Origin of the sequence: Paraburkholderia sp. GAS33 (genome assembly GCF_050436645.1) — a bacterium.
Lineage (GTDB): Bacteria > Pseudomonadota > Gammaproteobacteria > Burkholderiales > Burkholderiaceae > Paraburkholderia > Paraburkholderia phenazinium_B.
In genome coordinates this window covers 155,141-181,189 of sequence record NZ_JBNDMP010000007.1, presented here as the reverse complement: position 1 = coordinate 181,189, position 26,049 = coordinate 155,141, and the positions used below count along the sequence as shown (strand labels likewise).

Annotated in this window: 27 protein-coding genes; 7 read left to right on the top strand and 20 right to left on the bottom strand. The window is 64.2% G+C overall.

Features of this window, described 5'->3' with window-relative positions; genetic code table 11:
* Positions 1-21: 21 nt before the first annotated feature.
* The 20 genes from P3T24_RS22295 to P3T24_RS22200 all read right to left on the bottom strand — a co-directional run bounded on the left by P3T24_RS22295 (position 22) and on the right by P3T24_RS22200 (position 18,589).
* Positions 22-990: an alpha/beta hydrolase gene (locus tag P3T24_RS22295; RefSeq protein ID WP_429437900.1), complete on the bottom strand. Its 969-nt coding sequence runs from the start codon at positions 988-990 to the stop codon at positions 22-24.
* Between the two features lie 4 nt (positions 991-994).
* The gene (locus tag P3T24_RS22290) at positions 995-1,861 is read right to left on the bottom strand and encodes an SDR family oxidoreductase (RefSeq protein WP_074264664.1); all 867 of its coding nucleotides are present in this window, start codon (positions 1,859-1,861) and stop codon (positions 995-997) included.
* A gap of 70 nt (positions 1,862-1,931) precedes the next feature.
* The gene (locus P3T24_RS22285) at positions 1,932-2,930 is read right to left on the bottom strand and encodes an NADP-dependent oxidoreductase (protein WP_429437898.1); all 999 of its coding nucleotides are present in this window, start codon (positions 2,928-2,930) and stop codon (positions 1,932-1,934) included.
* Positions 2,931-3,032: 102 nt separating this feature from the next.
* Positions 3,033-3,572: a PaaI family thioesterase gene (locus P3T24_RS22280; RefSeq protein ID WP_429437895.1), complete on the bottom strand. Its 540-nt coding sequence runs from the start codon at positions 3,570-3,572 to the stop codon at positions 3,033-3,035.
* A 9-nt stretch (positions 3,573-3,581) separates the two neighbouring features.
* On the bottom strand, positions 3,582-3,884 hold the full coding sequence (locus P3T24_RS22275; RefSeq protein ID WP_074264666.1) for a Dabb family protein: 303 nt from the start codon (positions 3,882-3,884) through the stop codon (positions 3,582-3,584).
* 89 nt (positions 3,885-3,973) lie between these two features.
* Positions 3,974-4,645: an ankyrin repeat domain-containing protein gene (locus tag P3T24_RS22270; RefSeq protein WP_074264667.1), complete on the bottom strand. Its 672-nt coding sequence runs from the start codon at positions 4,643-4,645 to the stop codon at positions 3,974-3,976.
* Between the two features lie 23 nt (positions 4,646-4,668).
* A complete protein-coding gene (locus P3T24_RS22265; protein ID WP_429437893.1) occupies positions 4,669-5,289 on the bottom strand; it encodes a c-type cytochrome in 621 nt (206 codons plus the stop codon).
* Positions 5,286-7,019, bottom strand: a complete 1,734-nt coding sequence (locus tag P3T24_RS22260; RefSeq protein WP_429437890.1) for a pyrroloquinoline quinone-dependent dehydrogenase — start codon at positions 7,017-7,019, stop codon at positions 5,286-5,288. The genes P3T24_RS22265 and P3T24_RS22260 overlap by 4 nt, the downstream gene beginning before the upstream one ends.
* 260 nt (positions 7,020-7,279) lie before the next feature.
* Complete coding sequence (locus P3T24_RS22255; RefSeq protein WP_429438202.1) at positions 7,280-8,200, bottom strand: MxaL protein; 921 nt, start codon at positions 8,198-8,200, stop codon at positions 7,280-7,282.
* A gap of 44 nt (positions 8,201-8,244) precedes the next feature.
* Complete coding sequence (locus P3T24_RS22250; RefSeq protein WP_429437887.1) at positions 8,245-8,838, bottom strand: tetratricopeptide repeat protein; 594 nt, start codon at positions 8,836-8,838, stop codon at positions 8,245-8,247.
* Positions 8,835-9,821, bottom strand: a complete 987-nt coding sequence (locus P3T24_RS22245) for a vWA domain-containing protein (protein ID WP_429437885.1) — start codon at positions 9,819-9,821, stop codon at positions 8,835-8,837. The genes P3T24_RS22250 and P3T24_RS22245 overlap by 4 nt, the downstream gene beginning before the upstream one ends.
* Positions 9,818-10,723, bottom strand: a complete 906-nt coding sequence (locus P3T24_RS22240) for a calcium incorporation protein MxaA (protein ID WP_429438199.1) — start codon at positions 10,721-10,723, stop codon at positions 9,818-9,820. The genes P3T24_RS22245 and P3T24_RS22240 overlap by 4 nt, the downstream gene beginning before the upstream one ends.
* Before the next feature lie 62 nt (positions 10,724-10,785).
* Entirely contained in the window at positions 10,786-11,649 is an 864-nt protein-coding gene (locus tag P3T24_RS22235) for a DUF58 domain-containing protein (RefSeq protein ID WP_429437883.1), read from the bottom strand.
* Positions 11,650-11,652: 3 nt separating this feature from the next.
* Entirely contained in the window at positions 11,653-12,672 is a 1,020-nt protein-coding gene (locus P3T24_RS22230; RefSeq protein ID WP_074264674.1) for an AAA family ATPase, read from the bottom strand.
* A gap of 208 nt (positions 12,673-12,880) precedes the next feature.
* The gene (locus P3T24_RS22225) at positions 12,881-13,456 is read right to left on the bottom strand and encodes a DUF3280 domain-containing protein (protein WP_429437880.1); all 576 of its coding nucleotides are present in this window, start codon (positions 13,454-13,456) and stop codon (positions 12,881-12,883) included.
* Positions 13,453-14,415 carry a LysR family transcriptional regulator gene (locus P3T24_RS22220; RefSeq protein ID WP_429437878.1) on the bottom strand — a complete coding sequence of 321 codons (963 nt, stop codon included), beginning with the start codon at positions 14,413-14,415 and terminating at the stop codon, positions 13,453-13,455. The genes P3T24_RS22225 and P3T24_RS22220 overlap by 4 nt, the downstream gene beginning before the upstream one ends.
* 15 nt (positions 14,416-14,430) lie before the next feature.
* A complete protein-coding gene (locus P3T24_RS22215; RefSeq protein ID WP_429437876.1) occupies positions 14,431-15,195 on the bottom strand; it encodes a hypothetical protein in 765 nt (254 codons plus the stop codon).
* On the bottom strand, positions 15,192-16,103 hold the full coding sequence (locus P3T24_RS22210; protein ID WP_429288393.1) for a substrate-binding domain-containing protein: 912 nt from the start codon (positions 16,101-16,103) through the stop codon (positions 15,192-15,194). The genes P3T24_RS22215 and P3T24_RS22210 overlap by 4 nt, the downstream gene beginning before the upstream one ends.
* 30 nt (positions 16,104-16,133) lie before the next feature.
* Positions 16,134-16,553: a c-type cytochrome gene (locus P3T24_RS22205; RefSeq protein ID WP_429437874.1), complete on the bottom strand. Its 420-nt coding sequence runs from the start codon at positions 16,551-16,553 to the stop codon at positions 16,134-16,136.
* A 218-nt stretch (positions 16,554-16,771) separates the two neighbouring features.
* Positions 16,772-18,589, bottom strand: coding sequence for a methanol/ethanol family PQQ-dependent dehydrogenase (locus P3T24_RS22200; protein ID WP_074264680.1), 1,818 nt, complete (start codon positions 18,587-18,589; stop codon positions 16,772-16,774).
* 479 nt (positions 18,590-19,068) lie between these two features.
* Here P3T24_RS22200 and P3T24_RS22195 point away from each other — a divergent pair, with 479 nt between their 5' ends.
* The 7 genes from P3T24_RS22195 to P3T24_RS22165 all read left to right on the top strand — a co-directional run bounded on the left by P3T24_RS22195 (position 19,069) and on the right by P3T24_RS22165 (position 26,000).
* Complete coding sequence (locus P3T24_RS22195; RefSeq protein ID WP_429405188.1) at positions 19,069-19,467, top strand: 4a-hydroxytetrahydrobiopterin dehydratase; 399 nt, start codon at positions 19,069-19,071, stop codon at positions 19,465-19,467.
* 148 nt (positions 19,468-19,615) lie between these two features.
* Positions 19,616-20,644: a beta-ribofuranosylaminobenzene 5'-phosphate synthase family protein gene (locus tag P3T24_RS22190; protein ID WP_429437871.1), complete on the top strand. Its 1,029-nt coding sequence runs from the start codon at positions 19,616-19,618 to the stop codon at positions 20,642-20,644.
* Positions 20,645-20,760: 116 nt separating this feature from the next.
* Positions 20,761-21,702 carry an NAD(P)-dependent methylenetetrahydromethanopterin dehydrogenase gene (locus tag P3T24_RS22185; RefSeq protein WP_429437869.1) on the top strand — a complete coding sequence of 314 codons (942 nt, stop codon included), beginning with the start codon at positions 20,761-20,763 and terminating at the stop codon, positions 21,700-21,702.
* Between the two features lie 52 nt (positions 21,703-21,754).
* A complete protein-coding gene (locus P3T24_RS22180; RefSeq protein ID WP_429437868.1) occupies positions 21,755-23,017 on the top strand; it encodes an ATP-grasp domain-containing protein in 1,263 nt (420 codons plus the stop codon).
* Positions 22,992-24,023 (top strand): methenyltetrahydromethanopterin cyclohydrolase, encoded by a 1,032-nt coding sequence (mch, locus tag P3T24_RS22175; RefSeq protein ID WP_429437866.1) that lies wholly within the window; start codon positions 22,992-22,994, stop codon positions 24,021-24,023. Before P3T24_RS22180 ends, mch begins: the two co-directional genes overlap by 26 nt.
* A complete protein-coding gene (locus P3T24_RS22170) occupies positions 24,020-25,069 on the top strand; it encodes an ATP-grasp domain-containing protein (protein ID WP_429437863.1) in 1,050 nt (349 codons plus the stop codon). The genes mch and P3T24_RS22170 overlap by 4 nt, the downstream gene beginning before the upstream one ends.
* Positions 25,062-26,000 carry a triphosphoribosyl-dephospho-CoA synthase gene (locus P3T24_RS22165; protein ID WP_429438197.1) on the top strand — a complete coding sequence of 313 codons (939 nt, stop codon included), beginning with the start codon at positions 25,062-25,064 and terminating at the stop codon, positions 25,998-26,000. The genes P3T24_RS22170 and P3T24_RS22165 overlap by 8 nt, the downstream gene beginning before the upstream one ends.
* Positions 26,001-26,049 lie beyond the last annotated feature (49 nt).

Here is a 26,049-nt window from a genome sequence, read left to right as displayed (position 1 = left end):
GGAAGACTTCGCTTGACGCGCTTAGTCCAGCTCCATACCAAACGCCGAACGCAAGGCAGCGACCGCATCGGCATGAGCCCGCGCGACGTCCGGCACAAAACCGCCCATCTTGAAGAACTCGTGGATCATGCCTGCATAGCGCATGAGCGTGACCTCGTTGCCTGCTGCGCGCAGCTTTTCCGCGTAGGCAATGCCTTCGTCGCTGAGCGGATCGTACTCGGCCGTCGCAATCCACGCGGGCGCTACACCGTCGAATCGAGGCGCATCGCGTGTGCCGTCGAGCGGCGCGAAGCGCCAGTCGTCGCGATCGCCCGGGTCGCGCACGTATTGCTCGAAAAACCACTGGATCGTCGCAGCCGACAACAGAAAACCATCCGCGAGCCGCGCATGCGAATCGGTCTGCTGATACCCCGTCGTGCCCGGATAGATCAGCATCTGCAGCACCGGTTTCGGCAATCCGGCGTCCCGCGCCAGCACCGCGCAGACGGTAGCAAGCGTGCCGCCTGCACTATCGCCGCCAAGCGCAATACGCGCCGGGTCGACGCCATAGAGACTCGCGTTGGCATGAAGCCAGCTCAACGCATCGAACGCGTCGTCCACTGCAGTGGGGAATTTATGTTCCGGCGCAAGCCGATAATCGACCGAGAGCACCACGCATTGCGCGTCGCGCGCGAACATCCGGCACAGGGCGTCGTGCGTATCGACGCTGCCTACGGTAAAGCCACCGCCGTGGTAGTAGACGAGCGCCGGTGACGGCTGCGCCCAGCTCGGTTCGGCCGGCTGGTAGAGCCGCGCGCGGATCGTCGCGCCGTCGCGCATCGGCACCTTCAGATCTTCGACGGCGAACATCCGCGCGGACGGGATCTCCAGAATCGGCGCGCTTTTCTCGTAAGAGGCGCGCGCCTGTTGCGCGGTAAGTTCGTGGTACGGCGGGCGCTTCGTCCGCGCAATCAACTCGAGCACCTGCTCGATCTTCGGATTCAGCGGCATCGACTCACTGTCCCTTGACCTCTGGCTTGAGCGATAGCGGGTCAGTCGGATTGCGCAACTGTTCGATGTCCTCATGACGCAGGTGGACAGTCGGCAGGATTGCCGCGTGCGTGATGATGTAGAAGCGCCCTGCGTCGATCGCCTCGAACGTCATCTCGGCGACGTCCTTCGCGCTCAGCTTGCCCGACTGCACTGCCCGCTGCAACTGCTTGCCGGCGGCGAGTTGCGAGCGTGTCGGACCCGTGTCGTTGCGCAGGGTCTCAGGACGGGCGCGCTCCGCATCGGCGATGCCGGTCGGCACGAAGGCCGGGCACAGTAGCGAGCAACTCACCTGGCCGCCCGCGTTCTGCAGATCGTTGTAGAGCGTCTCCGTCAGCGAGACGACTGCGTGCTTGGACGCGTTGTAGACGCCCATCGCCGGTGGCGACAGCAGCCCGGCAACGGACGCCGTATTGACGATATGCGCCGGTTCGTTCTGCCGCAGCATGATCGGCGTGAAGACGCGCACGCCGTGCGCGACGCCCATCACGTTGACGCCGAATACCCACTCCCAGTCGCGCGCGGTGCTTTCCCACACGAAACCGCCGACGCCCACGCCTGCATTGTTGAACAGCAGATGCACCTTGCCGAACGCGTCGAGCGCCGCGAGCGCCAGTGCTTCGACCTGGGTGGCGTCCGAAACATCGGTCGGCACGCCGATCGCGTCGGCACCGGCCGCGCGCAGATCATCCACGGTTCGCGCGAGCGCGGCGCCGTCGACATCGGCTAGCACCAGCTTCATGCCCAGGGCCGCGCCCTTCTCCGCAAAGGCACGCCCGAAACCGCTCGCCGCGCCGGTGATCACGGCCACTTTGCCGTCGAACTGGAACATCAGGTGTCTCCGCTAGTTGCCTGTCAAAATTCAAACGAGGTCCAATGGGGCCTAGCCCGATCAACTCGACTCAGATCAGCTTGACGAGCTGCTTGCCGAAGTTCTTGCCTTTGAGCAGACCGATAAACGCCTCGGGCGCACTCTCGAGGCCCTGCGCGATGCTCTCGCGGTAATGCAGCTTCTTCTGCGCGACGAGCGTGCCGAGTTGCGCGAGCGCTTCGGGCCACACGTCCAGCTGCTCGGTGACGATGAAGCCTTGCACCAGCAGACGCTGCCTGACGATCAGCGCCGGATGCTTGAGCGGCGCCGGCTCGCCATCGTAGCCGGCGATCATCCCGCAAAACGCGATCCGGCCGAACGCATTCATGCAAGCGAGCGTCGCATCGAGCACCGCGCCACCGACGTTCTCGAAGTAGCCGTGGACACCGTCCGGCGTCGCAGCTTTCAGGTCCTGATAAAGATTGCCGGCCTTGTAGTCGACGCAGGCATCGAAGCCGAGCGTCTCGACTACATAGCGGCACTTGTCCGCCCCACCGGCGATGCCGACCGCGCGTGCCCCCGCCAGCTTCGCCAGTTGCCCGACCACGCCGCCGACCGCCCCGCTCGCCGCACTGACCACCACCGTCTGCCCGGACTGGGGCTGGATGATGCGGTTCAGACCGTACCAGGCCGTGACACCGGGCATGCCCACGGCACCCAGGTAAGCAGCGAGCGGGACATGCGTGTCGTCCACCTTGCGCACGCCGGTACCATCGGACGTGCCGAATTCCTGCCAGCCAAGCGTCGCGACCACCTTGTCGCCCACCGCGAACTTCGGATGTCTGGACTCCATGACTTCGCCCACGGTCCCGCCCACCATCACCTCGTTGAGAGGCTGCGGCGCCGCGTACGACTTGGCGTCGTTCATACGGCCGCGCATATACGGGTCGAGCGACAGATAGTGATTGCGCACGCGGAACTGGCCTTCGGCAAGCGGTTCCAGCGGCGTTTCGACGAGCCTGAAATTGTCGGGCGTAGCCGCGCCTTGTGGACGCGACGCGAGCACGAATTGACGGTTGATCTGGGGCATGTCGATCGTCTCCTTGATTGTCTGGATGTAGCGTGAATCTGCGGGTACGCAAAGCGGAACGTGCATAGCGGAACGTGCAAAGCGGCACGTCCCGCCATGCGTTCAACCGTCGCTAGGACCGGGTTTGGCAGACGGGTCGCTGCGCAGACGCTGATGCGTTACTTCGCGGCCCACGGCAAGGCGGCGCATGTACTTGAAAGTACCGAGCGCTTTCGCGACGAAATGGCCTTCGCTGTCGCGGATTTCGCCTTCGCAATAGGCCATTGTGGTCGAACGATGCAGCACGCGTGCGGTGGCGCGCAATTCGCCGCGCCCCGGCTGCATGAAGTTGACTTTCATCTCCACCGTGACGACGCCCACGCCGTCGCCCGCGAGACTGCGGGCGGCCATTGCCAGCGCGACATCGGCAAGCGTCATCGTCACGCCGCCGTGCGCGACGGCCCAGGTGTTCATGTGATCGGGCGCGAGCGGCAGGACGACTTCGCTCACGCCGTCCGCCGCGCTGACGAGTTGCACGCCGAGATGGTCGACAAAGGGGCTTTCGAGCACCGGCAGCGCGTTGGGGGCAACGGTTGCAGCGGGTGCGGATGCATCGCGACCCTCGCCCGGATCGCCGGCCCCCGCTTTCTGCGAATCAGTCATTGCCGCGGCTCAGACTTCGTAGTCGACACATTCGCGCGATTCGCGCACTGCGCCGACGAAGCTCTTGAGCGCTTCGTGAGTCGGGTGAACCTGGTAGGCGTCGAGCGATGCCTTGTCGGCGAAGTCGGAGACCAGCACGACGTCGTAGGTGGAGTCGAGGCCTGCTCCGGCCAGACCCACTTCCAGATGCAGGATGCCAGGCACGATGTTGCGGCAACCTTCCAGCTTTTCCTTCAGCTTGACGGCATTCTCCGCGCGCGAAGCGCCCTCCGCCGATTCCTTCAACTTCCACATCACAATATGTCGAATCATGGTTTCCGTAGCGTTCCACGCTATTCCAGTAAATGGGTCGGGTCATTATACGCATTGGCTTTTCAAATGTTTCTTCGCCCTCGCATGCCCTAGCCCGCAGAAAGCAGACGGGCAACCTGATCCGATCTGGTCTGCACTGCGATATCTTGCGCCGTCATTCCGCGATTGTCCTTTAACGTCCGATCCGCACCGCGAGCAATCAGCAGCCGGGCGGTGTCCGCGCGATCGTATCCCGCGGCCCACATCAGCGCGGTGAGGTCATTCCTGTAAGTGCGATTCACGTCGACCCCGGCATCGAGCAACCGGCTCACCACCTTAGTTTGTCCCTGGCCGGCCGCGTACTCCATGGCGGTCTTGCCAATGCGATCCGTGGCGGAAAGATCCGCACCGTGCCCGAGCAGCAGCGCAACGATCTCGTCAAAACCGCCGTACGCTGCGGCCATCAATGGTGTAACGCCCGGCGCATCCATGTGCTGGACGTTCGCGCCGTGATCGATCAGCATGCGCGCCATCGCCACATCGCCTTTTTTGCACGCAGTGATCAGTGCGGTGTCGCCGATGCGGTTCATGGCATCCACGGCCGCCCCGTTCTGAAGCGCCGCGAGAACCGACGCCTGGTCGCCGTCCTTCGCGGCGGCCAGCAGTTGCCGGTTGGTTTCTCCGACGCCGTCGCCCTGCGCATGCACGGGCAAGTACACGCCGAATGCACCGGCCAGCAACAGAACCACAGTCGCGATATATCGGATGACGGTCTTTTTCATGGTATCCCTCCGCGCCACTGGAGCTACTGGAGATTGTTGATGTAAGCAGCCAGATTGCGAATGTCGTCGTCAGTCAGATTGCGTGTCACACTGGTCATGTTGCCCGCATCGTTGGTCCGCGTGTGCGAGCGGAAATCCTGCAGTTGCTTGACGATGTATTGATACTGCTGCCCCGACACGCGCGGAATCTCGTTCTGCCCTGAGAAGCCGCCCAGATGGCACATCGTGCATAGCACCTCGGCGGATTTCTTCCTTCCTGCTTCAATGCTGGCGCTGTCCGTTTTGAACGGAACCGGCACCAGCTTTTGCGCGGCGAAGTAGTCGGCGAGATCCTGCATGTCCTCTTTCGACAGGTTGGCCGCCATCGGCGACATGCGCGGGTCGCTGCGCCGTCCTTCCTTGAAGTCTTTCAGCTCCAGATAGATATAGCGCGCGTTTTGACCTGCAAGAATCGGATAGTCCGGATTGGTCGAATTGCCCATCGGCCCATGACAGGCCACGCACGCTTGCGCCTTCGCCTGGCCCGCTTCGGCGTCGGCGTGCGCGCCCGACGGCAGCCACACGGCGGCGAACCAGCCGCACAGGAGTGCCGTCCATAAGCGGCGAGCCGGACCCACTGCTGCGCGCAGCGTCCGCATCGTCATGGCAACGCGAAAACGAGAACGGTATTGCCGCGCTTGAAATCGAGCTGTGTGTTGCCGCCCGCCGCGACTGCGACGTACTGCTTACCATGCACCATGTACGACACCGCGGGCGCATTGACGCCGGCGCCGCACTGGAACTCCCAGAGCTTCTTGCCGGTGGTGGAGTCGAATGCACGGAACAAGCCGTTGCCTTCGCCGTTGAATACAAGGCCGCCCGCGGTTGCCAACACGCCGCCAATCAGCGGCTGTTCGGTCTTGTAGTCCCACACCACCTTGCCCGTGTCGACGTTCACAGCAGACAGCTTGCCCCATTGCTGCTCGGTCGGGATCGTCTTGAACGCACCGCCCAGCCATAGCTTGCTGCCACCCGGATAAGCGGCATCCTCGACCTGATACGTCATCGGCTGATTCAGATTCGCCGCATAGACGAGACGCGTATGCGGATCGAACGCCATCGGCGACCACTCGACCCCGCCGTTCGCACCGGGCAGCATCCGCGCGCCCTCGGCGGTCGGCAACGTCCACATGTTCTCCTGAGGAATCATCGCCTGCGAATAGCGGATCAGCCGTCCGGTGGCGCGATCGTGAACGTACACGTGGCCGGTCTTGCCCGCATGCACCACGCCCGGAATCATCTTGCCGTTTTCGTCGCGCACGTCGATCAGCATCGGCGGGCTCACGGCGTCCAGGTCCCACACGTCATGCGGCACATACTGGTAGTGCCATTTGTATTTGCCGGTATCCAGATCGATTGCGACCAGCGAATCCGTATAGAGGTTGTCTCCCGGCCGGATTGCGCCATACAGGTCAGGCGACGGATTGCCGACCACGAAGAACACGGTATGCGTTTGCCGATCGACTGCCGGCGCCATCCATACCCCGCCGCCAAGCGTCTTGTAGAAGTCGCCGCCTTTGTCGCTCAACTGCTTCTTCTCCGCATCGATGTCGCGCTTCTCGTCGCGGCCGGTTGCATCCTTCGTGGCCCACACGCCTTCCTGGCCGGTTTCCGGAATCGTATAGAAGGTCCACAGCAATTGACCGGAGTTGGCATCGAACGCTTTCAGGAACCCGCGAATGCCATACTCGCCGCCGTTCGTGCCAATCAGCACCTTGCCGTCGACGACCACCGGCGCCATCGTTTCCGAGTAGCCCTCATCGGGATCGGCGATCTGCGTTTGCCACAGCACGTTGCCGGTTTTGGTGTCGAGCGCGACGAGTTTCGCATCGAGTGTGCCCATGTAGAGCCGCTCGCCCGCGATGGCTACGCCGCGATTGTTGGGTCCGCAACAAAACGTCGTGACCGAACCCATCTTGTGTCTGTAATGCCAGAATTCCTTGCCCGTTACCGCGTCGACCGCATACACGTGGTTAAACGAAGTGGTAATGAACATGACGCCGTTCGAGACGATCGGCGCCGTTTCCATCGACTCGTTGACAGCTGTCTGGAATATGAAAGCTGGCCTGAGTTTCGACACGTTCGTCTTGTTGATTTGTGCACCACGGTAGTAGCGCGTCTGCGCGTACGAGCCGTTCGAATGCAGCCAGTCGTTCGACGTGGTGGCTGCCCTGTCGAGCTGTTCCTGGCTCACGGGCTCCAGCGTCGACGGCACCGGCGAGGTCGTCGTGGTCGAACTGTTTTGAACCTCGTCCGCCGCGTAAGCGGCAGACGAGCCGAATGCGATGGCGAACAGGACAAGACCAATAACATGGGGAATGCGAATAAATGGCATGAGCGTCTCCTCGGCTTTTTGTTGTTCAAGAATTTCAGCGCTGGAGTGCGGCATTCATCCACGCTACCGTCGGCGTAGAAAAACAGGATGGCACAACCCTCTCAAACAACAAAAGCGTACGATTTAGAACCGTTAATCTGCTTTGTCAGGATGGGTCGGCTGCGCATAGATGGATGGGGGGAAATGCCCTCACGTCCGAAAAGGCCGGCTCGCTTAAGCGTAGGCGATGCGCACGTGATTTTCCAGACTCTCGACAGGTTTCAGGAAATGCGACCGCCTGCATATGACGGGTTCGCGCGTCTGCCGGTTACGCGATGCCAGGCCCAGCCGAAGCCCGGCGCAAATCGCCACGTGAGCAACAGCAAGGCAAGCAGCGCGGGACACCAGCGCAAATCGGTCGGCACCGGCTCGCGGTGAGCAAATCGCGTATCGATCATGGCTTCGCGCAAGGACTCCGCACTCAAGAGGCGGCGATATCCAAAGCCGATCCCTCCGGCCACTGCAGCGAGGTAATGCCCGCGCAATTCGGACAGTTCCTCGTGACTTTCGGCCTGCGTTGCGGAACCTGGCACGGGCGGCACCTGGATCACATCTTCTGCCTGCCAGTAGCCGTCACGGTTACCCTCGGCGTCGGTGTGCGGAATGGGCGCGGCCTGATCGCCGCCCACGCCGATCAGCCAGCCCTTGACCTGAGCGGGGTTGATGTCCCGCTTCAGCGCATCGGACGGCAGGACGGGCGGCGCCTCCTGGCCGTCGGTGATGAACACGACGGCCGCGCCCTGGCCGACGTCCTGCGCCACGCGCGTGGCGGAATAGATACCGCCTTCGGCAATCCGGCTCCAGTTGGTCCAGCGCATGCGCCCATCGATCCCCTCCAGCGACGACAACAGCGCATCAAAGTTGCTGCAAACTTCGACGGGGGGCAGCAACAGCAACGTCCGCTGCCCCGTGAACACACTCCATCCCACCTTCGAGCCGCAAGGCAGTTGGCCCAGCGCGTCTCGCATCGCCGCCCGTGCGAACACGAGGCGGCTCACCGGCACGCCATTCAACGCGACGTCCTCGACATTCATGCTTTGCGTAATATCGAAGGTGACGATGTAGCTGAACGTGTCGCGCGGCAGTATCACGCGGGGCATGGCAACCGCCGCGAGCAGCAACAGAAGCGCCACGGATGTCATCCAGTGGCGCCCGCCATAAAGTCCGCGTGTCAGTGCGCGCAAGCTCACGGCAGATCCTGGCTCTGCGCATCGCGCAGGTGGACGTTGTGCTGCTCCTTGACCTCTGGCGCGTCGGCCGTGGCACGTGCTTCAGGCGCGAGCCACAGCGCCCGTTCGAGGTTGTAACGCGCATCCCAATCGTCCGGGGTCGAACGCAGCAAAGTCCGGTAGCGCGCCTTGGCCTCCTCGACCATGGCGACCGACTGGAGCGTGCCGGAAGGACTGTGGCCCATGCCCTCACGCAGGTACATGTTGCCAAGATCGAACAGCGCCGCGCGCCCGACCTCGTCGAGATGCTGCTCGCGGATCAGATCCTCGAAGAGCGGGCCTGCCGTATCGTAGGCACCCGCCTTCGAGAGCGCAATCGCGCGTGCGAGCCTGACCTCTCGGGCGGCGCCGTCGTTTCGCTCGTAGCGCGGGGCGCCTGCCGTGCCGGTCGTGGCCGTGGTGCCCGCTACCGGGCCTGTTTCACCTGCAGCTGCGGCCATCGCCTGAGTGATGTGCTGTGCGTGCCACAGGCGCACCCCGTCATACGCCGCCAACCCGGCGCAGCACAGCGCGGCGGCCGCGAAGATGAGGTGAATCGATGCGCGCTTCATGCCCAGGTCCGCACCTGAAACAGCCGCAACGCCAGCAATAGCGTGCAGCCTGCAAGCGCCACGGCGAAACAATACGGGCTGAAATCCTGCCGCGGCAAACGCTCGACAAATGAAGTCAGCGCATTTTGTTGCCGGTTGATCTCGGCCATCGCGTCCTTCATCGCCTGTGCATCACCGGCCTGGAAAAGCCGATAAGGAGTCTTTAACGACAGGAAGTAGCGATGCAGTTCGGCCTCGGCTGAAGACTCGCTCGCGGGAAGCGCGGCGTTCAGATCGGGGCTGTAGACGCCACTGCGCAAGTAAATAAAGTAAAGCGCGATCTGGTTGCGCAGGAGTCCATCCTGGATGAGCCGCTGCACCGGCGCGTCGAGTTTCGCGCCACCGTCCGAGACGAGGACGATCGCCCGGCGGCCCGAGAACCTCGCCCCATTGAACTCACCGATCGCCGCCAGCAGCCCACGGTCGAGTTCCGTATCGGGCATACCGCGCCCCACCGCCGTGGCCGCGATTGCCGCGTCGATCGCCCGGTGGTCGTAGGTAAACGGCATGGCCAGCACAGGGCTCGTGCCGAACATCATGAAGGCGAGCCGGTCGTTGGGCCGTTGGGCAATGAAGTTCGTCAACGAAGCACGCGCAACCTTGTTCTTCGACTCGCCTCCCGGCGACTCCACGCCTTTGCTATTCATCGTTTCGTCCATGCTCGCGCTGCGATCCATCAGGATCAGGATCTGCGCCCCGCTGCCCGTACGCAACACCTCGCGATGCGAGCGTCCCGGACCGGCCAGACCCAGCACGATGGCGGCCATCGCCAGCGCCGCACTGCCCCGCCCAATCCAACCGATCCATTGTCCGACCCGATCGTCCGGCAGCCATGCGATCCAGGAGAAGGCGAGCGCGTCGGCGCGCTGGCGCAACAACGGCAGCGCGGCCAGCGGCAGCAGGACGAGCAGCCACGGATAGGTCAAATCGAACGCCATGTTCATCGCTCATGGCGCTGCTCGGCGCGATACAGTGACCGGCATAGCCCCCGGAGTGGATAAGAGGCCGCCGTCGACGCAGGCGTAAAGAATCGTTCGGTCGATTGCTGATAGAACTGTTCGAGTTGTATGCGCAGCGGCTGCAAATACGGCGCTCGCGCGAACAGGCTCGGCAAAGAACCCGCGTGAACGACATGACCGGCCGTCTCATTCAATGCGTGATGCACGCAGAGCCATGCATCCGCCGACGTATCGGCGCCTGGCCCGTCGAGCCGCCGCATTTGCCGCCAGGCGCGTGCGAATGGCAACTGGGCCGACTCGCGCCAGTTGCGCCACAGCCACCAGCCCAGCCACGCGAGCAAAGTCAGCAGCAACAGGCCAAGTGCGACGCTCGCCTGGCGCCGCAGCGGCGCGGTCGGCGCCAAAGGAGCTTGCCGGTCGGGCTGCATCAGTTGCAGATCGCCGGCATCGAAGGCGTCGGCGGACGTCATTGGACCAATGCTAATCGGCCACTCGGCAACCTGCAGCGTCGCACCGGATGCCGTGGTCAACCTCAGCGCGGGCAAGGCGATCCTCGTGAGCGTGGGTGCGACGTTGACGACCTGGTAGTCGATCGCCATCCACCGGCGACCGTCAGCATCGGTTTCGTAGCGGGCAGGCCGGCGCTCGAGCCACGCACCGGTGCGGCCGATAGACGGCGGCGCCACCGGCCCCGCATCGTTAGCGCCGGTTGGCAACAGAATACGTTGCGTGAGGACATCGCCGAGCAGGTAGCCGTATGCGCGCGGCTCCTGAACCGCCGGCTGGAAGAGCTTGCCCGAGGCCGCGTCGACGCTCATCGCCGGCGTCAGCGTCAGCGTCAGCGCGCACGCCAACGGCAATGCGAACGCTCGCGAGATGGTCAACATCGTGGCGACCCATGTCCGGCGATGCAAACGCCCTGCTCTGCCAATCGGACGCCCACGCTGTCTCATGCGATCGCCTCCAGAAAGTAGCGTGACATGGCCTCGGGATCAAAAGCGCTTTCGACGTAAAACGGCTGCATGCCGCGCACGCCGAATAGCTTCGAGAGTTCCGCACGCCGCCGCGCAACCGCTTCACACCAACGCTCGCGCACGCTGTCTCTCAACCATAGCGTGCGCTGCCCTGCCGACTCGGCATCGTTGACCGCGAGCAGCAGACCACCGCTGGGCGGTGCGATCTCAGCGCTGTCCCAGACCACCATCGGGACCACGCAGGCATGCACCAGCAGGTCGAGTACAGTGGGCAATTCCACAAGCGGCCAGTGAAAGTCGGAAACGAGGAAGACCAGCGCCTGCCTTCCAGCCAGCGTCGAAGCGGCGCGCCGCAACCCGGCAAGACTGCCGCTTCCCGTTGCATCGCTCGTCGTCTCGCGCAACTTCGTCGCGAGCAGATTGCCGACGCCCCGGCCATAGCGCGCCGGCATGAAGAGATCGTCGCGCGCGTGTGTATCGAAGGCCAGCATGCCCAACTGATCGCCGACGCGAAATGCGCTGTATCCCAACGCCTCGACAAAGTCCGCGGCTACCTGCAGCTTCGTCTGGCGCGTGCCGAAGTGCATCGACGCAGAGACATCGACGATCACCTGCACCGGCACCGCGGCGCGCTGCAGATGAACCCGCACCAGCCACTCCGAGCGTGCGGCGCGCAGGCTGGCACGCAGATCCAGGCGGCGCGGATCCGGGTAGTCGAACAGACGCCCGTGCATCGCGAATTCCTGGCCGGCGCCGAAGCTTGATCCGGGGTGCGAACCGGGGCGAAATCCGCCGGCGCGCATCGGCAAACGGTAGTGAAATTCCGCGGTCCCGTTCATGGCTCAGGGTACGGCGAGCCTGTTCATGATTTGCGTAGTGAGGGCTTCAGCGAGTTCCTGACGGCGCAGTTCATAAATCGGCGTGAAGAATACGCGATGCCCAAGCGCAGGCATCAGCACCGCGTGAATATCCTCGGGAACCAGATGCGAACGGTTGGCCAGCCACGCCACCACGCGGGCAGCCCGCAACAGAGCGCTCATGCCTCGGGGGCTTACCCCTGCCAGGATGAGCCGGTCCATATCGACGCCGTCGAGCGCAATATCGAACAGCTGCGGCTTTTCCGTTGCCTGCCAGATGTCCAGAACATAACGCTCGATCGTTTCACTCGACTGCACACTCTCCTGAATCGCCGCGCCAACCTGGTTCAGTTGCTCCCACGGAACGATCCCAGGCGAGAGCCGTGCAAGCAGTCTGTCGACGTCATGGAACGCCGCATCGAATACCAGCGCGCGCCGCACGTCGGGCTCAGCCGGCGTAGGCATGGCAAGCTCGAACAGGAAGCGATCGCGAGCGGCCGAGGCAAGCTCGAAGGTCTCTTCCTTCTCGACCTTGTTGCGGTCGGCGAACACCGTCATATGCGGGAAGCGATATTCGCGATCGAACGCCCACACCGAGCGTTCCGCCATCGCACGCAGCAGCAGTGACTGAACCTGCGGACGGGCCCGGTTGATTTCGTTGAAGAAGAACGTGGTCAACTGCTCGCCGTGTCGAAGCAGCGGACCGGGATCGATGCGCGGCTTCCCCTCGGCGTCCACGTACGTGTGATAGACGAGGTCGCCCGGCATCAGGTCGATGGTGCCTTCGACACGCTCGAATGCGCCACCCACGACCCGCGCAAACGCACGCAACACGGTTGTCTTGCCGACCCCGACGCCGCCTTCGAGAAGCACATGACCGCGGGCAAACAAGGCGACATTGATGAGACGGATGGTTTGCGGTTGGCCGATCACGACTCTCGAGATCTCGTCTTCGATTTGCAGTGCATGCAGACGCCAGTCCTGAAGCAGTTCGCCAGAACCCATCGATGCAATCCCCTATAGCAGTCGTGCTGAAGCAGACGTGTCGGCTGAGCCGCGAGACGAACGGGCTTCTCACGGAAAACTCCGGACAGCGACGCATACTCTGTGCCAGCGCGCCCGCTCGTACGGCAGACGCGCTCGCGCGGAAAACAATGTCACCCTGTCACACCTTTCAAGTACAGAGTGTTCCGCTACTGCAAAATCCTGATCGCTATTGCGGAGATGCGCTGCTACCCGGCGAGCCCGCTGCTGCACTGCCGAGCATCAGTCCGACCAGCGCCGTGGCGCCACGGCGCCAGGACAGATCGGTATTGCCGCGAATGTCCACCGAGCGCTGGAATACGGTCGTCCCGCTGGCGACATCTTCGACGTGCAGGTTGATATTGAGGATCAGGTTGCTGACTTTCTGGACCCAGCAGCTGCCGACCTGCTCGACGCCGAGCTTGCGGCCTACCTGCCGCGCGCAGCCGGCGCACGCATTCAGATCCTGCGACGCGCCGAGTTGAGCGATCAGGCCGGCAGCCGGGCCATTGTCGGCGACCTCATAGCGCCCGCCGGTACGCAACTGCTCACGCAAGGCAGTACTGACCATCTGGAGGCGCGCCTGCTGGATACGGTTGATCTCGGCGTCGTTGTAGGCCGCGTTATCGTCGATCAGCACGCAGTCCATGAGCGCGATCGAGGTCGGCGCAGCGAGCGCCTGCGAGGCGGCGAATGTCACGCAGACCATGCCAGCAACCGTCACGCAGCGCGCGAGCGCCGTACGTACCCGAACGGCAACGCTCATTTCAGAACTCCCCACTTCGCGGGCAGCGTGACGAATGGCGCGTACTCGCGCTCCAGATAGGCGGCGGCCTGCTCGAGCAGAAACCGCCTGAATACCACGCAGGTCGGAGACAACTGCTTGGCCCGCAGATGCACGATCTGCCACGTACGTTCGATCGGTGTGCCGTTCACATCCAGCAAGGCGATTTCCTTCGTGCGCAATTCCAATAGCAACGTATGGAGCGAAATCAGGCTCACCCCCATGTCCGCCATGACCGCCTGCTTGATCGTCTCGTTGCTGCCGAGCGTGACGACCTTCGCGGGTGTGAAAAGATGCTGTCTGAACATTTCCTCCGCAGCCATGCGCGTTCCCGAACCGGGTTCGCGCAACAGAAAGGTGTCGCCGCGCAGTTCCTGCAGATCGAAGCGCTGCGCACCGCACAGCGGATGGCTCAACGGAGCGATCACCACTTGCGGATGCCACGCGAGCGGTTCGGTCGTGGTATCGAGTTCCGGCGGCGGCCGCCCCATGATGGCGAGATCGATCGCATTGTCCTGCAACAGGCGCAGCAGCGCGTCACGGTTACCAACGGAGAAGTGCACGTCGACCTTGGGATACAGGTGCGAATACATGGCCAGCAGCTTCGGCGCGAAATACGTCGCAGAACTGACGATGCCCACGGCGATGGAGCCGCTATCGGCCTGTTTGAGCGAGGTCATCGCGTCTTCGGCATCCTTGATCTCGCCGAGAATCCGGCTCGCGTGATGGCTTAGCTTTTCACCCGCTTCGGTCATGGTGAGTTTGCGCGCGATGCGCTCGAACAGACGCAGTCCGACCGCCTCCTCCAGTTGATGAATCTGCATCGACACCGCCGGCTGGGTCAGATGCAGTTCCTCCGCGGCTCGTGCGAAGCTCGTATAACGGCTCGCCACGACGAAGATCTGCAACTGACGCAAGGTCAGCGAGCGGATGAAATTCACCTTGGCGCGGCCCCGCTAACGGCTCGCCCGCGGGCCGTCCGAAGGCTTCATGGGCACATTAGGCGCATTTGGCGGCGGCGGCAGCTTGCGCAACGCGGCCTGGAAGCTCAACGTCTGCGTCTGCAGCGGGTGCGCGAAATCGTTGTTTGCGCCGGGTACGTCAGTACGGATCAGCGCGACCTGGCCGGGCACGGTATCGGCAATCTGGAACGTGTAGCGCTTGCCGGTGTATTGAGCGAAGCGGTCTGCGTTGGGATCGTTCAGGTACGGCTGCACGACGATCTGCTGGGCCTTCACGGACTTGCCGCCGATCTGGCTCGTCACGGTCTCGATCTTCGGCCCCGCGGCGAGCGCGAGTCGCAGGCGCTGCTGGAAATAACGGCGCTGGCCGCCGGTCAGACGCTCCATCTCCGCGATGTCGCGCTCGAGGAAATAGACAATCACGGGGTTGCACTGCAGACCGCCATCGGGCAACGGCACAGCTCCGCTGTGATCGGACACCTGGGCGTCACCCTTGGCGTTGTCCGGACTGACCACCAGCACCCTGACGACATCCGTGCTGTGCGCCGGCTGGTCCGAACTGAGGAAAGCATAGTCAAGTTCGGTTTGCTGTTCGATGCCATGCAGATGATCCGTCGTGAAGATGAGCTTCTCGGCGGCCGAGATTTCGTCCGTGCCGGCAGCAAACGCCACCGCGTGCATCTGACAGGCCACGCACGTGATGCACCCTGCAAGCACGCGCCGCCAGTCGCGGCGCAAGCACCTCGCTGCACCCCTCATGGCGACCCGTCCGCGGGCTTGGCGGCCGGCGTGTCGATGGGCTTTAGAAGCGGCACTTCGTAACTCGTCAGGATGCTGTCGATCTTGTCATGGTTCGCACCGATCCATTGATCGACCTTGTCCTTCCACGCTTTTTCGCCGTAGCGAACGCCCATCGAGATCGTATAGTCGAAGCGGATCCCAGGATCGGGCGGGAACGGCACCAGCTTTACCGTATCGCCGGCACGCTTGGCGAAGTAGCCCGCAATCGGCCCCCACAGGAACACCACGTCGACATTGCCCGCCTGCAGATCGTGTTCGATCATCTGGCCGGGATATTCCTGCGGGTCGCCGCTTTGCACCTGATACGAGACGGCCTGATCGATCAGGTTGTGACTGAGCAGCCAGTCGACCGCAGGCGTCTGCGAGAAAATGCCGAAGCGCAGCTTGTGCAACTGGTCCGGCGGCAGCTTGAGCAGATCGTCCGGCGTATTGATGCCGGCCAGTTCAGGCCGCTTGCTAAATACCATCGCATACGTGGAGCGCAGATACGGCTGCGTCGTCGAGGTCATGTCGTAACCTTTCGGCACGCCGATGATCAGATCGCATTTGTACTGGTCGGAATCGGGCACCTTCTCGCGCAACGTATGGCGCACGAAACCCATGCGTTGCGGAAAATAGGTGTACTCGAGCTTGTAGCCGAAATCGCTCGCCATCTGGCTCGCAATGCGGTTTTCATAGCCCTCGCCTTTGCTGTTGGACAAAGGCATGTTGTTCGGGTCGGCACAGACCCGCAGCACACCATCGGCGCCATCGTTATTGGGCAATGCCTCGCCCTGGGCCTGCACCGCGGCGCTTGCCATCGCCGCATAGCACAGCGCGGCCGCGACGATCGCGACGTGCGCGGGCATTCGTTTGCCATGACGCATCAATAAGCTCCTGAGGTAGGGACGTAGGCGTTATTTCGCGTCGATAGCCTGCAGATCGCCCGGCTTGATCTGGCCATCGGAACGTCCTTTCAGATACGCGTAAAGGTTCTGCCAGTTCTTCTGCATCATCTGGCTCGAACTGAAGTCGGGCATGCCCTTGTCCACCCGGCCGCCGAATACGGTGCGGTGAAACTCGGTCGTATCCAGGGTCTTGAACGCGTCGATCAGCGATGGTCCGACCATACCCTGCTGCTGCGCGCCGTGACAGCGTTCGCAGTCGAGCGCGCGCCAGGTCTTCCATCCTTGCAGCGTGTTGCTGTCGACCTTGTTGCCGTCCTGCACCTTGTACGTTACCTGGGCAATCGCGGGATTGGTCTGGGCAAACGCAGCAGGCAGCACGAGGAAAACGGCGGGCAATGCCGCCCGCAACAAGATAGCTCGGCCTTTCATATGCAGATGTCTCCCTTCAGATTAAGGCCACACCCCGACGCGCTTTGGCGACGCATCCGTGACATGGCGCGGGCCAGATGACCCGTAGACGACTCGTTTGACGACGGCGCGACCGGCCCCAGTCCTCCGCAAGGGCAGCAAACCGGTCGCGCGTTTCAATCTGGGCTGGTCCGTGATGAGCCAGCCCGGCGTGGGCCAGCCCGTCATGGATTTGCCCTTCAGCTAGTACCGCCGGGAATGGCAAACACAAACAGCGTGCCGCCCAGCGCCGTGTACTTCGCAAGTTCGCGGTAACCGCCCACTGCGCCGAGACCCTCAGTCGACTTTTCGAGGCCTGCCGCCATGCCGATGCCGGCCCAGCCGCCGATACCCGAGTAGACACCGATGAACTGCTTACCCTGGTACTCGTAGGTAAACACGTTGCCGATGATCCCCGACGGGGTCTTGAAGCGCCAAAGTTCCTTGCCGTCGCTGATGCGAACCGCCTTGATGTAGCCTTCCAGCGTGCCGTAGAACGCCACTCCGCCTGCAGTAGCCAGCACGCCCGACCATACCGAGAACTTCTCCGGCTTGGACCAGACGATCTTGCCCTTCGAAGCATCCCAGGCAATGAAGTTACCCATCGAGTTGTTGTCGTTCGGGCCCGGATACATCGACAACGTGGCGCCCACATACGGCTGGCCCGACACGTAATCGACATCGAACGGCTCGTAGTCCATGCACACGTGGTTGGTCGGCACGAGGAAGAGCTTCGAGTTCGGGTCGTACGCCGCCGGTTGCTGGTCCTTCGAGCCGAGTGCCGCCGGACAGATGCCCTTCACGTTATGATCGGAGCCCGCCGCCTGGGTCGAATACGCTGCGTTGCGAATCGGCTTGCCGCTTTGCAGATCCACACGGTCGGCCCAGTTCACCGCCGGGTCGAACTTCTGGGCCACCAGCAGTTGTCCCGTCTCACGATTCAACGTGTAGCCAAAACCGTTGCGGTCGAAGTGAACGATGGCCGGCACCTTCTTGCCGTCGATCGTCAGGTCGGAGAGGATCATTTCGTTGACACCGTCATAGTCCCATTCGTCGTGGGGTGTCATCTGATAGACCCACTTGGCTTCTCCGGTATTCAGGTCGCGCGCGAAGATCGACATCGACCATTTGTTGTCGCCCGGACGTTGCGTCGGGTTCCATGTACCCGGATTGCCGGTGCCGTAGTAGACAAGATTGAGTTTCGGATCCCACGCATACCAGCCCCAGGTGGTGCCGCCGCCCAGTTTCCACTGGTCCCCCTTCCAGGACTTCAGCGACGAGTCCGCGCCCACCGGCACCATCTTGCCGTCGGCGTAGGTCGTCGTTTTGTCGGGGTCGATCAGCATGTCCTTGTCGGGCCCGGTGCTGTAGGCCGTCCAGGCCGGTTTGCCGGTCTTGATGTCATACGCGATGAGACGCCCGCGCACGCCGAACTCGCCGCCCGAGATGCCGGTCAGCACCTTGTCGCCGAATACGTGCGGCGCGTTGGTGTTGGTTTCACCCGCTTTCGGATTGCCGTTTTGCGCGGTCCAGACCACATCGCCGGTTTTCGCGTTCAACGCAACGAGTTTGGTGTCGGCCTGTTGCAGGAAGATCTTGCCGTCGCCATAGGCGAGCCCGCGGTTGACGGTATCGCAGCACATCACGGACACCACCTGGTCATCCTGCTTCGGCAGGTACTGCCAGATGAACGTCTGGTCTTTCAGATTGATTGCAATAACCTTGTTAGGGAACGGCGAGTGGATATACATGGTGTCGCCGATCACGAGCGGTGAGCCTTCGTGGCCACGCAGCACGCCGGTCGACATGGTCCATGCGACCTGTAGTTTCCCGACGTTGCTTTCGTTGATCTGCTTAAGTGGGCTATAGCGATGGTTCGCATAATCGCCCGCCTGGGCCGCCCAGTTGGACGGACTCTTCAAGGCCTCGTCGAGCTGCGGATCGGCCTGTGCAATGATAGAACTCAAGGCTGCCGACGCGAGGATCGCGAGCCCAAGAACCGTGGTGCGTAAGTTCATGTCTCCTCCAGAATGGTCTTGCTGTTCAACTCACGAATGACCCACGCTACCTCGTCGCATCGGGCGCGCCTCCTCGGATGCGGGTAACGATCAGCGCCCTCACCCGATCATTGTCGGACTTTGCGGCGCATGACGGCCGACGCATATTCCATGCCGGAATCGAACTGGCGTGCATATCGCGCGCCGCCACAAGCTCGTCGATATACGCCGCGCGGCGCTCGCTACACGTCTTGCGTCCATTCGCGCCACCCCCTCGCGTTAGCTTCGGATCACTCACCATCCGGCGCAGCGGTGTCACGGCCGTGACCGGCTGCGTCGCGCCACGTGGGACATTCTGTGTCACTGCGCGATACGAAGCGTGTCCGTCGGGAGGCAAGCCGCGACAAAACCCCTCCGCCCGCAGCCGATCACGTGACTGGCCCGCCTATTGCAGCGCATCATGCGGTTACGAGCGGTTCATCACGAGCGGAGCAACGGTCATGGCAAACACTGAACAGGTCTATTCCGACGAGGAGATCCAGCAACGCCTCGTTGGCCCGCTACAGCACTGGTATCTCGAAGATGGCTGGTTGCGGCGCAAATATCGCACCGAGGGCTGGAAAGGGACCTTGATGGTGGTGAACGCGGTGGGCCACCTCGCGGAAGCCGCGTGGCATCACCCGGATCTCACGGTCTCCTATGCATTCGTGACGGTGAAACTGAAGACGCATTCCGCGAAGGGCATCACGGACAAAGACTTCGCGCTCGCCAGCAAGATCGAATCATTCATCCAGTGGCAGCCGGGAACCGAAGGGGGCCCACTCGAGGGCACGCCAACGGACGACCAGCGCTTCCGCTACATCAAGTACGACGCGCCGAAAAGCACGTCAGGAAGCTAACGCAGGGCACCGTCCCGCGCACCTGGTACGGCTTTCGCTTGAAGTGCCCCGCCGGGCCGCTGCGCCACGGCACGCGCCGTTACCGCGACGGCCCTTCGGGTGCGCCCGCTCATACACGGCAAGTCAGGCACGAATAAGGACACGCACAATGCAGCTTCCCGGTCGCCGCCTCCAACCAGACGCCTGCGTGATGGTCGATGCGCCCGCGCGGCTGCATCTGGGTTTTCTCGATCCGAACGCCTCGCTGGGACGCGCGTTCGGCAGCCTCGGACTCGTGATCGATTCCGCCGGCACCCAGGTCGAAGCGCGGCGCGCCGCACACGACCAGATCGAAGGCACGATGACCGATGCGGAACGCGAGCGCATTGCGATCTGTCTTGACCGGCTGCACGCCGCCTACGACCCGACGCCCGTCGCGATCGAGGTAACCCGGACGCCGCGCGCGCACAGCGGCCTGGGATCGGGCACGCAACTCTCGCTCGCGGTCGGCAGTGCCTTCGTTCGTCTGCTCGGCCATACCGCGACCAGCGCTGAACTCGCGAGCCTCCTCGGGCGCGGCGCACGCTCGGGCATTGGCGTGCTCGGCTTCGACTGCGGCGGCCTGCTGGTGGATGGCGGACCCTCGGGCGACCTGCACCCGGGTGTGCCGCCTCTGCTCGCACGTCAGCCGTTTCCGGATAGCTGGCGCGTGCTGCTCGTCAGCGACAACGCCCGCGAAGGCCTGCACGGTGCTGAAGAACGCCGCGGCCTCGCCGCGCTCGCCCCCTTTCCGCAAAAACTCGCCGCGCATCTGTGCCACCTCGTGCTGATGAAGATTCTGCCCGGCGTCGCGGAGCGAAACCTGGTGCCGTTCGCGCAGGGCCTGACGGAAATGCAGCAGACCATCGGCGAATACTTTGCCCCCGTGCAAGGCGGCGTGTTCGCAAGCCCCGATGTCGAGCGCGCGCTGCGCGCCGTGGCCGCGGAGCGAACCGCGGGCATCGGCCAGAGTTCGTGGGGGCCGACCGGCTTTGCGATCGTCGCCGACGCACGCGAGGCCGAGGGTGCGCTCGCCACGGCCCGCGACGCCACGCGCGGTATGCCGCACATCGAATGCACGATTGTCACGGGACGCAATCGCGGCGCGACGGTGCGCGGCGTCGTTGCCCCGCAGCAGCAGCGCATCGACGCAGCATGACGCACCACGGTCCCACACCGCCGCGGACAGTCGAACGCCGCCGCACGCAACACACGCAGCCTTGAGCCCTTCCCTTGCGCCCTGCATGAGATACGCCACTGAACGAGCCTCCTGCCATGTCCGACACCACTGAAAAACCCACTGAAAGGCCTTATATCCTGCACATGTTGACGGCTACGCCGCAGATGAGTCCGTTCGACGTGAACATGGCCGCCGACGCCGGCTATCAGATCATCGTGCCGTATTGCAGCGTCGAAGCCGGCATGGTCGCGAACCTGACCCAGGACGCGATTTTTTCGCGCGGTCCGAAAGGTGTGTCACGCACCGGCATCTTCATTGGCGGGCGCGATGTCCTGCTTGCGGCCGACATGCTCGAGACCGCTCGCAAAGCCATGGTTCCGCCGTTCGAAGTGTCGGTGTTCGCCGATCCTAGCGGGTCGTACACGACTGCCGCCGCGCTCGTCGCGCTGGTGGAGCGGCATCTGGCCAAGGCCTATGGCATGGAGCTGGGCGGCAAGCGCGTGCTGATTCTCGGCGGCACCGGCGCGGTCGGTCGCGTGGCCGCGGCCATGGCGGCTTCGCTCGGCGCCGACGTGTCGATTGCGAGCCACTCGGGGGAGGCGCGCGCGGTGCGTGTCAGCGACGATATCAATCAACGCTTCGGTATCGTCACCAAAGGGGTGGGCACGACAACGCAGGCAGAACTGCGCGCGGCGTTAGGCGAGGCCGAGATCGTACTCGCCACTGCCGTCGCAGGCGTTCAGGTGGTCAGCACGGCCGATCTGGCGCATGCCGCCCATCTGCTGATTGCCGCGGATGTGAACGCCGTGCCGCCCGAAGGCATTGCGGGCGTCAACGTGATGAACGACGGCAAGCCGATCGAGGGCGTGCCGACCGCCGGCGGCGCCATCGGCATTGGGGCGCTGGCGATCGGCAACGTCAAATATCAGGTGGAGCATCGCCTCTTCATTCAGATGCGCACGGGCGGCAAGCCGGTCTACCTCGGCTTTCCACAAGCCTTCGACGAAGCCCGCGCCGTCGCGGCCGGCCTCGGTTGAGCGCGCGCCCCGTGACGATCTGCGCGCCATTGCTATCGCGACCGGAGCCGCCATGAACTCGCGTCCATCGCTCTCGCATGCGCCATTCGTCGCGGTGGCGGGACTGTCCGCGCGGATGCTCGCGCAGTCGGCCGCGCGCGCGGGCTTGCGTGTCGCCGCGCTCGATGTGTTCGGCGACCGCGATACCCGCGAGGCCGCCGAACTGTGGTTCGACATCGGCGCCGGCCAGCTGTCGATCGATTACGCGCGGCTGGTGGCGGCGCTCGAACGCACCGCGCGCTTGCCGGGGCTGATCGGCTGGATCGACGGCAGCGGGCTCGAGCCGTTCGTCGCGCAGTTGTGCCGCACGCGAGGCCTGCCCCGCTTCATCGGCAATCCTGCGGAGGCCAGCGCCGCCGTGCGCGAACCCCGGCGGTTTTTTGCGCTGCTGGATGCCCTCGGTATTCCGCATCCGCCGGTGGCGTTCACGCGGCCCGCTGATGTGGCCAATGAAGGCGCCAATGATGTGGCCAATGAAGCGCAAGGCTGGCTGATCAAACACGCGGACGGTTGCGGTGGCACGCATATCGAACCGGCCACGGCGGTCAGCGATTCGCACGTGCCTGCGCAAGGATATTTTCAGCGCCGAAGCAGCGGCCGCTCGCTCTCGGCGCTGTTTATCGCCGCTCGCGGCAGCGCGCGCGTGCTCGGCTTCGCTGAGCAACTCACCTGCAAGATGGGCAATCTGCCGTTCGTCCACGCTGGATCGATTGGGCCGCTCGGTCCGGCCGATCTGCCGCCCGCCGTCGAGGCGCGCGTGCGGGCAGCGATTGCGGCGCTGTGCGCGCAAACCGGCCTCGCCGGCATCAATAGCTGCGACTTTCTGCTCGACGGCGACACGTTCGAGCTGCTCGAAATCAACACCCGCCCCTCGTCGACGATGACGCTCTACGAGACCGCCTCGCCCGATGCCTGGCCGAACGGACTGCTCGCGTGTCATATCGAAGCATGCCGCCACGGCCGCCTGCCCGCGCCCGCATCGCCTGAGACGCCGGCGCCCGCAGCGTGGCGCGCAGGTCAACAGGTGCTGTTCGCGCCGCGTCCATTCGTCGTCTCCCAAAGCTTCAGCGACGCCTGTTTGCGTGATCCATGCTGCCGCGACGTGCCCATGCCCGGCACGTGGATCGAAGCCGGCCAGCCGGTCTGCACGCTGCTCGTGCGCGCGGCTTCGCTGGACGCGGTGCGGCACGCGCTCGAAAAACAACGCGCGCTCGTTCTGCAACGAATCGAAACCTGCCATGAGCCCGACTATGCCTTCATCCAATGCCACTCCTGAGGCCCCTCAGCTACCGCTCGCCGGCGCTGCCGCGCTGAGCGTCAATGCGCTTGGCGAGCGTCTCGTCAGCCGCCTAGTCGACGACGCCGCGCGCTTCGGCGCAATCGTCAGCCGCACGGAAAACGGCACTGTGCTGGTGGATGCGGGCGTCGTTGCGCCCGGCAGCGTCGCGGCGGGCGTGCTGATTGCGCGCATCTGCATGGGTGGCCTCGGCCACGTCACGGTGCGCGAGAACCTGGATGCGCAGCCGCTCTGGCCCAGCACGATCGAGGTGCGCACCTCGTGGCCCGTGCTCGCCTGCCTCGGCAGCCAGTACGCCGGATGGAGCCTGTCGGCCACCAAGGAACAGACCGGCGGCAAGAAGTTTTTCTCGCTTGGCTCGGGCCCGGCGCGCGCGCTGGCCGTGAAGGAGCCGCTATTCGCCGAACTCGGCTACCGCGACCGCCATGAGCGCGGTGTGCTGGTCCTCGAGGTGGATCGCCTGCCGCCACAGGTCGTGATCGACAAGGTGCTGCACGATTGCGGCCTCGCGCCCGAGCGGCTAACGCTTGTCACCACGCCGACACACTCTGTCGCGGGAACGGTACAGGTGGTGGCGCGCGTCGTTGAAGTTGCATTGCACAAAACCCATGTGCTTGGCGTACCGCTCGACGAAGTCGTGGAAGGCGGCGGCTCGGCGCCCTTGCCGCCGCCCGCGCCGGACGGCATCCAGGCGATGGGCCGCACCAACGACGCGATCCTGTATGGCGGACGCGTGCATCTCACCGTGAAGCACGACGCGGTGGCGAAGCAGCTCGCCGCCGAATTGCCCGCCTCCACCTCGCGCGATTATGGCCGCCCGTTCGCTGACATCTTCACTTCGTTCAACTACGACTTCTACCAGATCGATCCCGCGCTGTTCGCGCCGGCCGAGGTGTGGGTGAGCAGCCTCGAAAGCGGCGCGACCTGGCACGGCGGACGGGTCGACGCGGCGCTGCTGCACGAGCAATGGAACGGCAAGCCATGACCATTCCGGCACCAGGCTCTTTCTCTGGCGTAGACCCCGTCAATGCGCGGGCGGCGCTGCGCATTGCGATCATGACCGACGAATCCGGCTGGCACACCGGGCGCCTGAAAAAGGCCTTCCGCGCGCGCGGCGTGGAGGCGCGCTGCATCGATCTGGCGGACTGCCGGATCGACACGACATGGGAACCCCATGGGTTGATGCTGCCAGGCTTTGGCCACGGCCTGCCCGACGCCGTCTTCGTGCGCGGCATTGCCGGCGGCACCTTTGAGCAGGTCACGTTGCGGCTCGGTATCCTGCATGCGCTGCGCGAATGCGGTGTCCCCGTCTACAACGACGCGCGCGCGATCGAGCGCAGCGTCGATAAATCGATGACCAGTTTTCTGCTGCACCGCAACGGAGTACCGACGCCCGCGACGTGGGCCGGCGAATCCGCGGCGTTTGCCCAACGCGTATTGATGCGCGAAGCAGCGGCTGGACGCCAGGTCGTGCTCAAGCCGCTGTTCGGCTCGCAAGGCCACGGGCTTAAACGGCTCGGCGCGCGCGGCGGCGCTCAACCTCGCGCGCTGACGCCTCTGCCTTCGCTCAAGCCCTATCAGCAGGTTGCGTATCTGCAGCGCTATATCGATGGCGGCCGTCCGGGCTTCGACTGGCGCGTGCTGGTGGTTGGCGGCCGTGCCGTGGCGGCGATGCGGCGGGTCGGCGGCAAGGGCTGGATCCATAACTTCGCTCAGGGCGCCGCGTGTGAAGCGGCGCAACTCGATGCGCCGCTTGCGCAGACTGCCGTGCGCGCCACCGAGGCGCTCGGACTCGACTACGCAGGCGTCGACCTGATTCCCGATCCCCATGACCCCACCCGGCCGCTCGTGCTGGAAGTCAACGGCGTAGCCGCATGGCGCGGCCTGCAATCGGTCACATCGATCGATCTCGCGGCAGCACTCGCCGACGACCTGCTCCAGCGCAGGCTGCCCGCGCAGCGCCACGGTGTTACCGGGGCCGCGCAGACCGATGAGGCGGCCGTTGTAGCGCTTCATGGACACCATGGCTGAGTTGCCCTGTTCCGTCGCGTACGGACCCGTTCACGCCGCTTTCCTTGCGGCCTGCCGGCTCGATGTGGAAACCCCGAAGCCCGGCAACGTCAGCGTGCAAAGCGCCGGACACGGCATGCGCGCGGCCCAGTTCATCACCAGCGCGGAAGCGGCCGCCGCCGCGCTCCTCGCACGCGGCGCGCCGGTCGGCCTGCGCGTGTTCGATGCGGTCACCCGCACGCGCGAGGCGGTCGGCTGCAACACGAACCTCGGCATCCTGCTGCTAGTCGCGCCGCTCGCCGCGGCGCTGGAGGCGGCGCTGCGCCCACTGTCGGCCGACCGCTGGCGCGACGCGACCGAACGCGTGCTGGCGCGGCTCGATATCGACGACACGCGCCTCGCGTACCGCGCGATCGCGCTCGCTAATCCCGGCGGTCTCGGCGAGACGCCCGAACAGTCGGTCCACACGCCGCCGACGGTCGGCCTGCGCGAAGCGATGACGCTCGCTGCCGGGCGCGACAGCATCGCGCGCCAATATGCGGAAGGATTTCGCGACATCTTCGACAGCGGCCTTGCCGCGTTCCGCGAAATGCCTGCCGATCAGCCGCGGAACGCCACGCTCAACGTCTTTCTCACGTTCCTCGGCGCGTGGCCCGACTCTCACATTGTGCGTAAGCAGGGTATTGCCGTGGCGCAGAGTGTCACGCTTGCGGCACGCGAACGGCACGCGACGTGGCGCCACTCGCTCGCGCAAAACCGTTCCGACGAAATGCGTCAGCCGCTCGATGCATGGGACGCAGAACTGAAGGCTAGTGCCATCAACCCCGGCACCAGCGCGGACTTGACCGTGGCGACGCTGTTCGTCGCCGGCTGCCTTGCATCCGTCGACGGCGCCGGCCCCAGCTCATACCAGCCGGGCAGCCAGCGCATTGGCACGGATCCTGTTAGTTAGTGCCACTGCGCATTCACCCGCCAGTTGGCGATCGGGCAACAGCATCGTC

Excerpts from the sequence above, each read along its gene's own strand:
- P3T24_RS22170 (WP_429437863.1), top strand. The coding sequence starts at position 24,020 with ATGACCATTCCGGCACCAGGCTCTTTCTCTGGCGTAGACCCCGTCAAT.
- P3T24_RS22165 (WP_429438197.1), top strand. The coding sequence starts at position 25,062 with ATGGCTGAGTTGCCCTGTTCCGTCGCGTACGGACCCGTTCACGCCGCT.
- P3T24_RS22290 (WP_074264664.1), bottom strand. The coding sequence starts at position 1,861 with ATGTTCCAGTTCGACGGCAAAGTGGCCGTGATCACCGGCGCGGCGAGC.
- P3T24_RS22265 (WP_429437893.1), bottom strand. The coding sequence starts at position 5,289 with ATGACGATGCGGACGCTGCGCGCAGCAGTGGGTCCGGCTCGCCGCTTA.
- P3T24_RS22285 (WP_429437898.1), bottom strand. The coding sequence starts at position 2,930 with ATGCCCCAGATCAACCGTCAATTCGTGCTCGCGTCGCGTCCACAAGGC.
- P3T24_RS22205 (WP_429437874.1), bottom strand. The coding sequence starts at position 16,553 with ATGAAAGGCCGAGCTATCTTGTTGCGGGCGGCATTGCCCGCCGTTTTC.
- P3T24_RS22260 (WP_429437890.1), bottom strand. The coding sequence starts at position 7,019 with ATGCCATTTATTCGCATTCCCCATGTTATTGGTCTTGTCCTGTTCGCC.
- P3T24_RS22225 (WP_429437880.1), bottom strand. The coding sequence starts at position 13,456 with ATGAGCGTTGCCGTTCGGGTACGTACGGCGCTCGCGCGCTGCGTGACG.
- P3T24_RS22235 (WP_429437883.1), bottom strand. The coding sequence starts at position 11,649 with ATGAACGGGACCGCGGAATTTCACTACCGTTTGCCGATGCGCGCCGGC.
- mch (WP_429437866.1), top strand. The coding sequence starts at position 22,992 with ATGCCTTCATCCAATGCCACTCCTGAGGCCCCTCAGCTACCGCTCGCC.
- P3T24_RS22255 (WP_429438202.1), bottom strand. The coding sequence starts at position 8,200 with ATGACATCCGTGGCGCTTCTGTTGCTGCTCGCGGCGGTTGCCATGCCC.
- P3T24_RS22210 (WP_429288393.1), bottom strand. The coding sequence starts at position 16,103 with ATGCGTCATGGCAAACGAATGCCCGCGCACGTCGCGATCGTCGCGGCC.
- P3T24_RS22280 (WP_429437895.1), bottom strand. The coding sequence starts at position 3,572 with ATGACTGATTCGCAGAAAGCGGGGGCCGGCGATCCGGGCGAGGGTCGC.
- P3T24_RS22215 (WP_429437876.1), bottom strand. The coding sequence starts at position 15,195 with ATGAGGGGTGCAGCGAGGTGCTTGCGCCGCGACTGGCGGCGCGTGCTT.
- P3T24_RS22200 (WP_074264680.1), bottom strand. The coding sequence starts at position 18,589 with ATGAACTTACGCACCACGGTTCTTGGGCTCGCGATCCTCGCGTCGGCA.
- P3T24_RS22240 (WP_429438199.1), bottom strand. The coding sequence starts at position 10,723 with ATGTTGACCATCTCGCGAGCGTTCGCATTGCCGTTGGCGTGCGCGCTG.
- P3T24_RS22195 (WP_429405188.1), top strand. The coding sequence starts at position 19,069 with ATGGCAAACACTGAACAGGTCTATTCCGACGAGGAGATCCAGCAACGC.
- P3T24_RS22250 (WP_429437887.1), bottom strand. The coding sequence starts at position 8,838 with ATGAAGCGCGCATCGATTCACCTCATCTTCGCGGCCGCCGCGCTGTGC.
- P3T24_RS22295 (WP_429437900.1), bottom strand. The coding sequence starts at position 990 with ATGCCGCTGAATCCGAAGATCGAGCAGGTGCTCGAGTTGATTGCGCGG.
- P3T24_RS22190 (WP_429437871.1), top strand. The coding sequence starts at position 19,616 with ATGCAGCTTCCCGGTCGCCGCCTCCAACCAGACGCCTGCGTGATGGTC.
- P3T24_RS22245 (WP_429437885.1), bottom strand. The coding sequence starts at position 9,821 with ATGAACATGGCGTTCGATTTGACCTATCCGTGGCTGCTCGTCCTGCTG.
- P3T24_RS22180 (WP_429437868.1), top strand. The coding sequence starts at position 21,755 with ATGAACTCGCGTCCATCGCTCTCGCATGCGCCATTCGTCGCGGTGGCG.
- P3T24_RS22270 (WP_074264667.1), bottom strand. The coding sequence starts at position 4,645 with ATGAAAAAGACCGTCATCCGATATATCGCGACTGTGGTTCTGTTGCTG.
- P3T24_RS22185 (WP_429437869.1), top strand. The coding sequence starts at position 20,761 with ATGTCCGACACCACTGAAAAACCCACTGAAAGGCCTTATATCCTGCAC.
- P3T24_RS22275 (WP_074264666.1), bottom strand. The coding sequence starts at position 3,884 with ATGATTCGACATATTGTGATGTGGAAGTTGAAGGAATCGGCGGAGGGC.
- P3T24_RS22230 (WP_074264674.1), bottom strand. The coding sequence starts at position 12,672 with ATGGGTTCTGGCGAACTGCTTCAGGACTGGCGTCTGCATGCACTGCAA.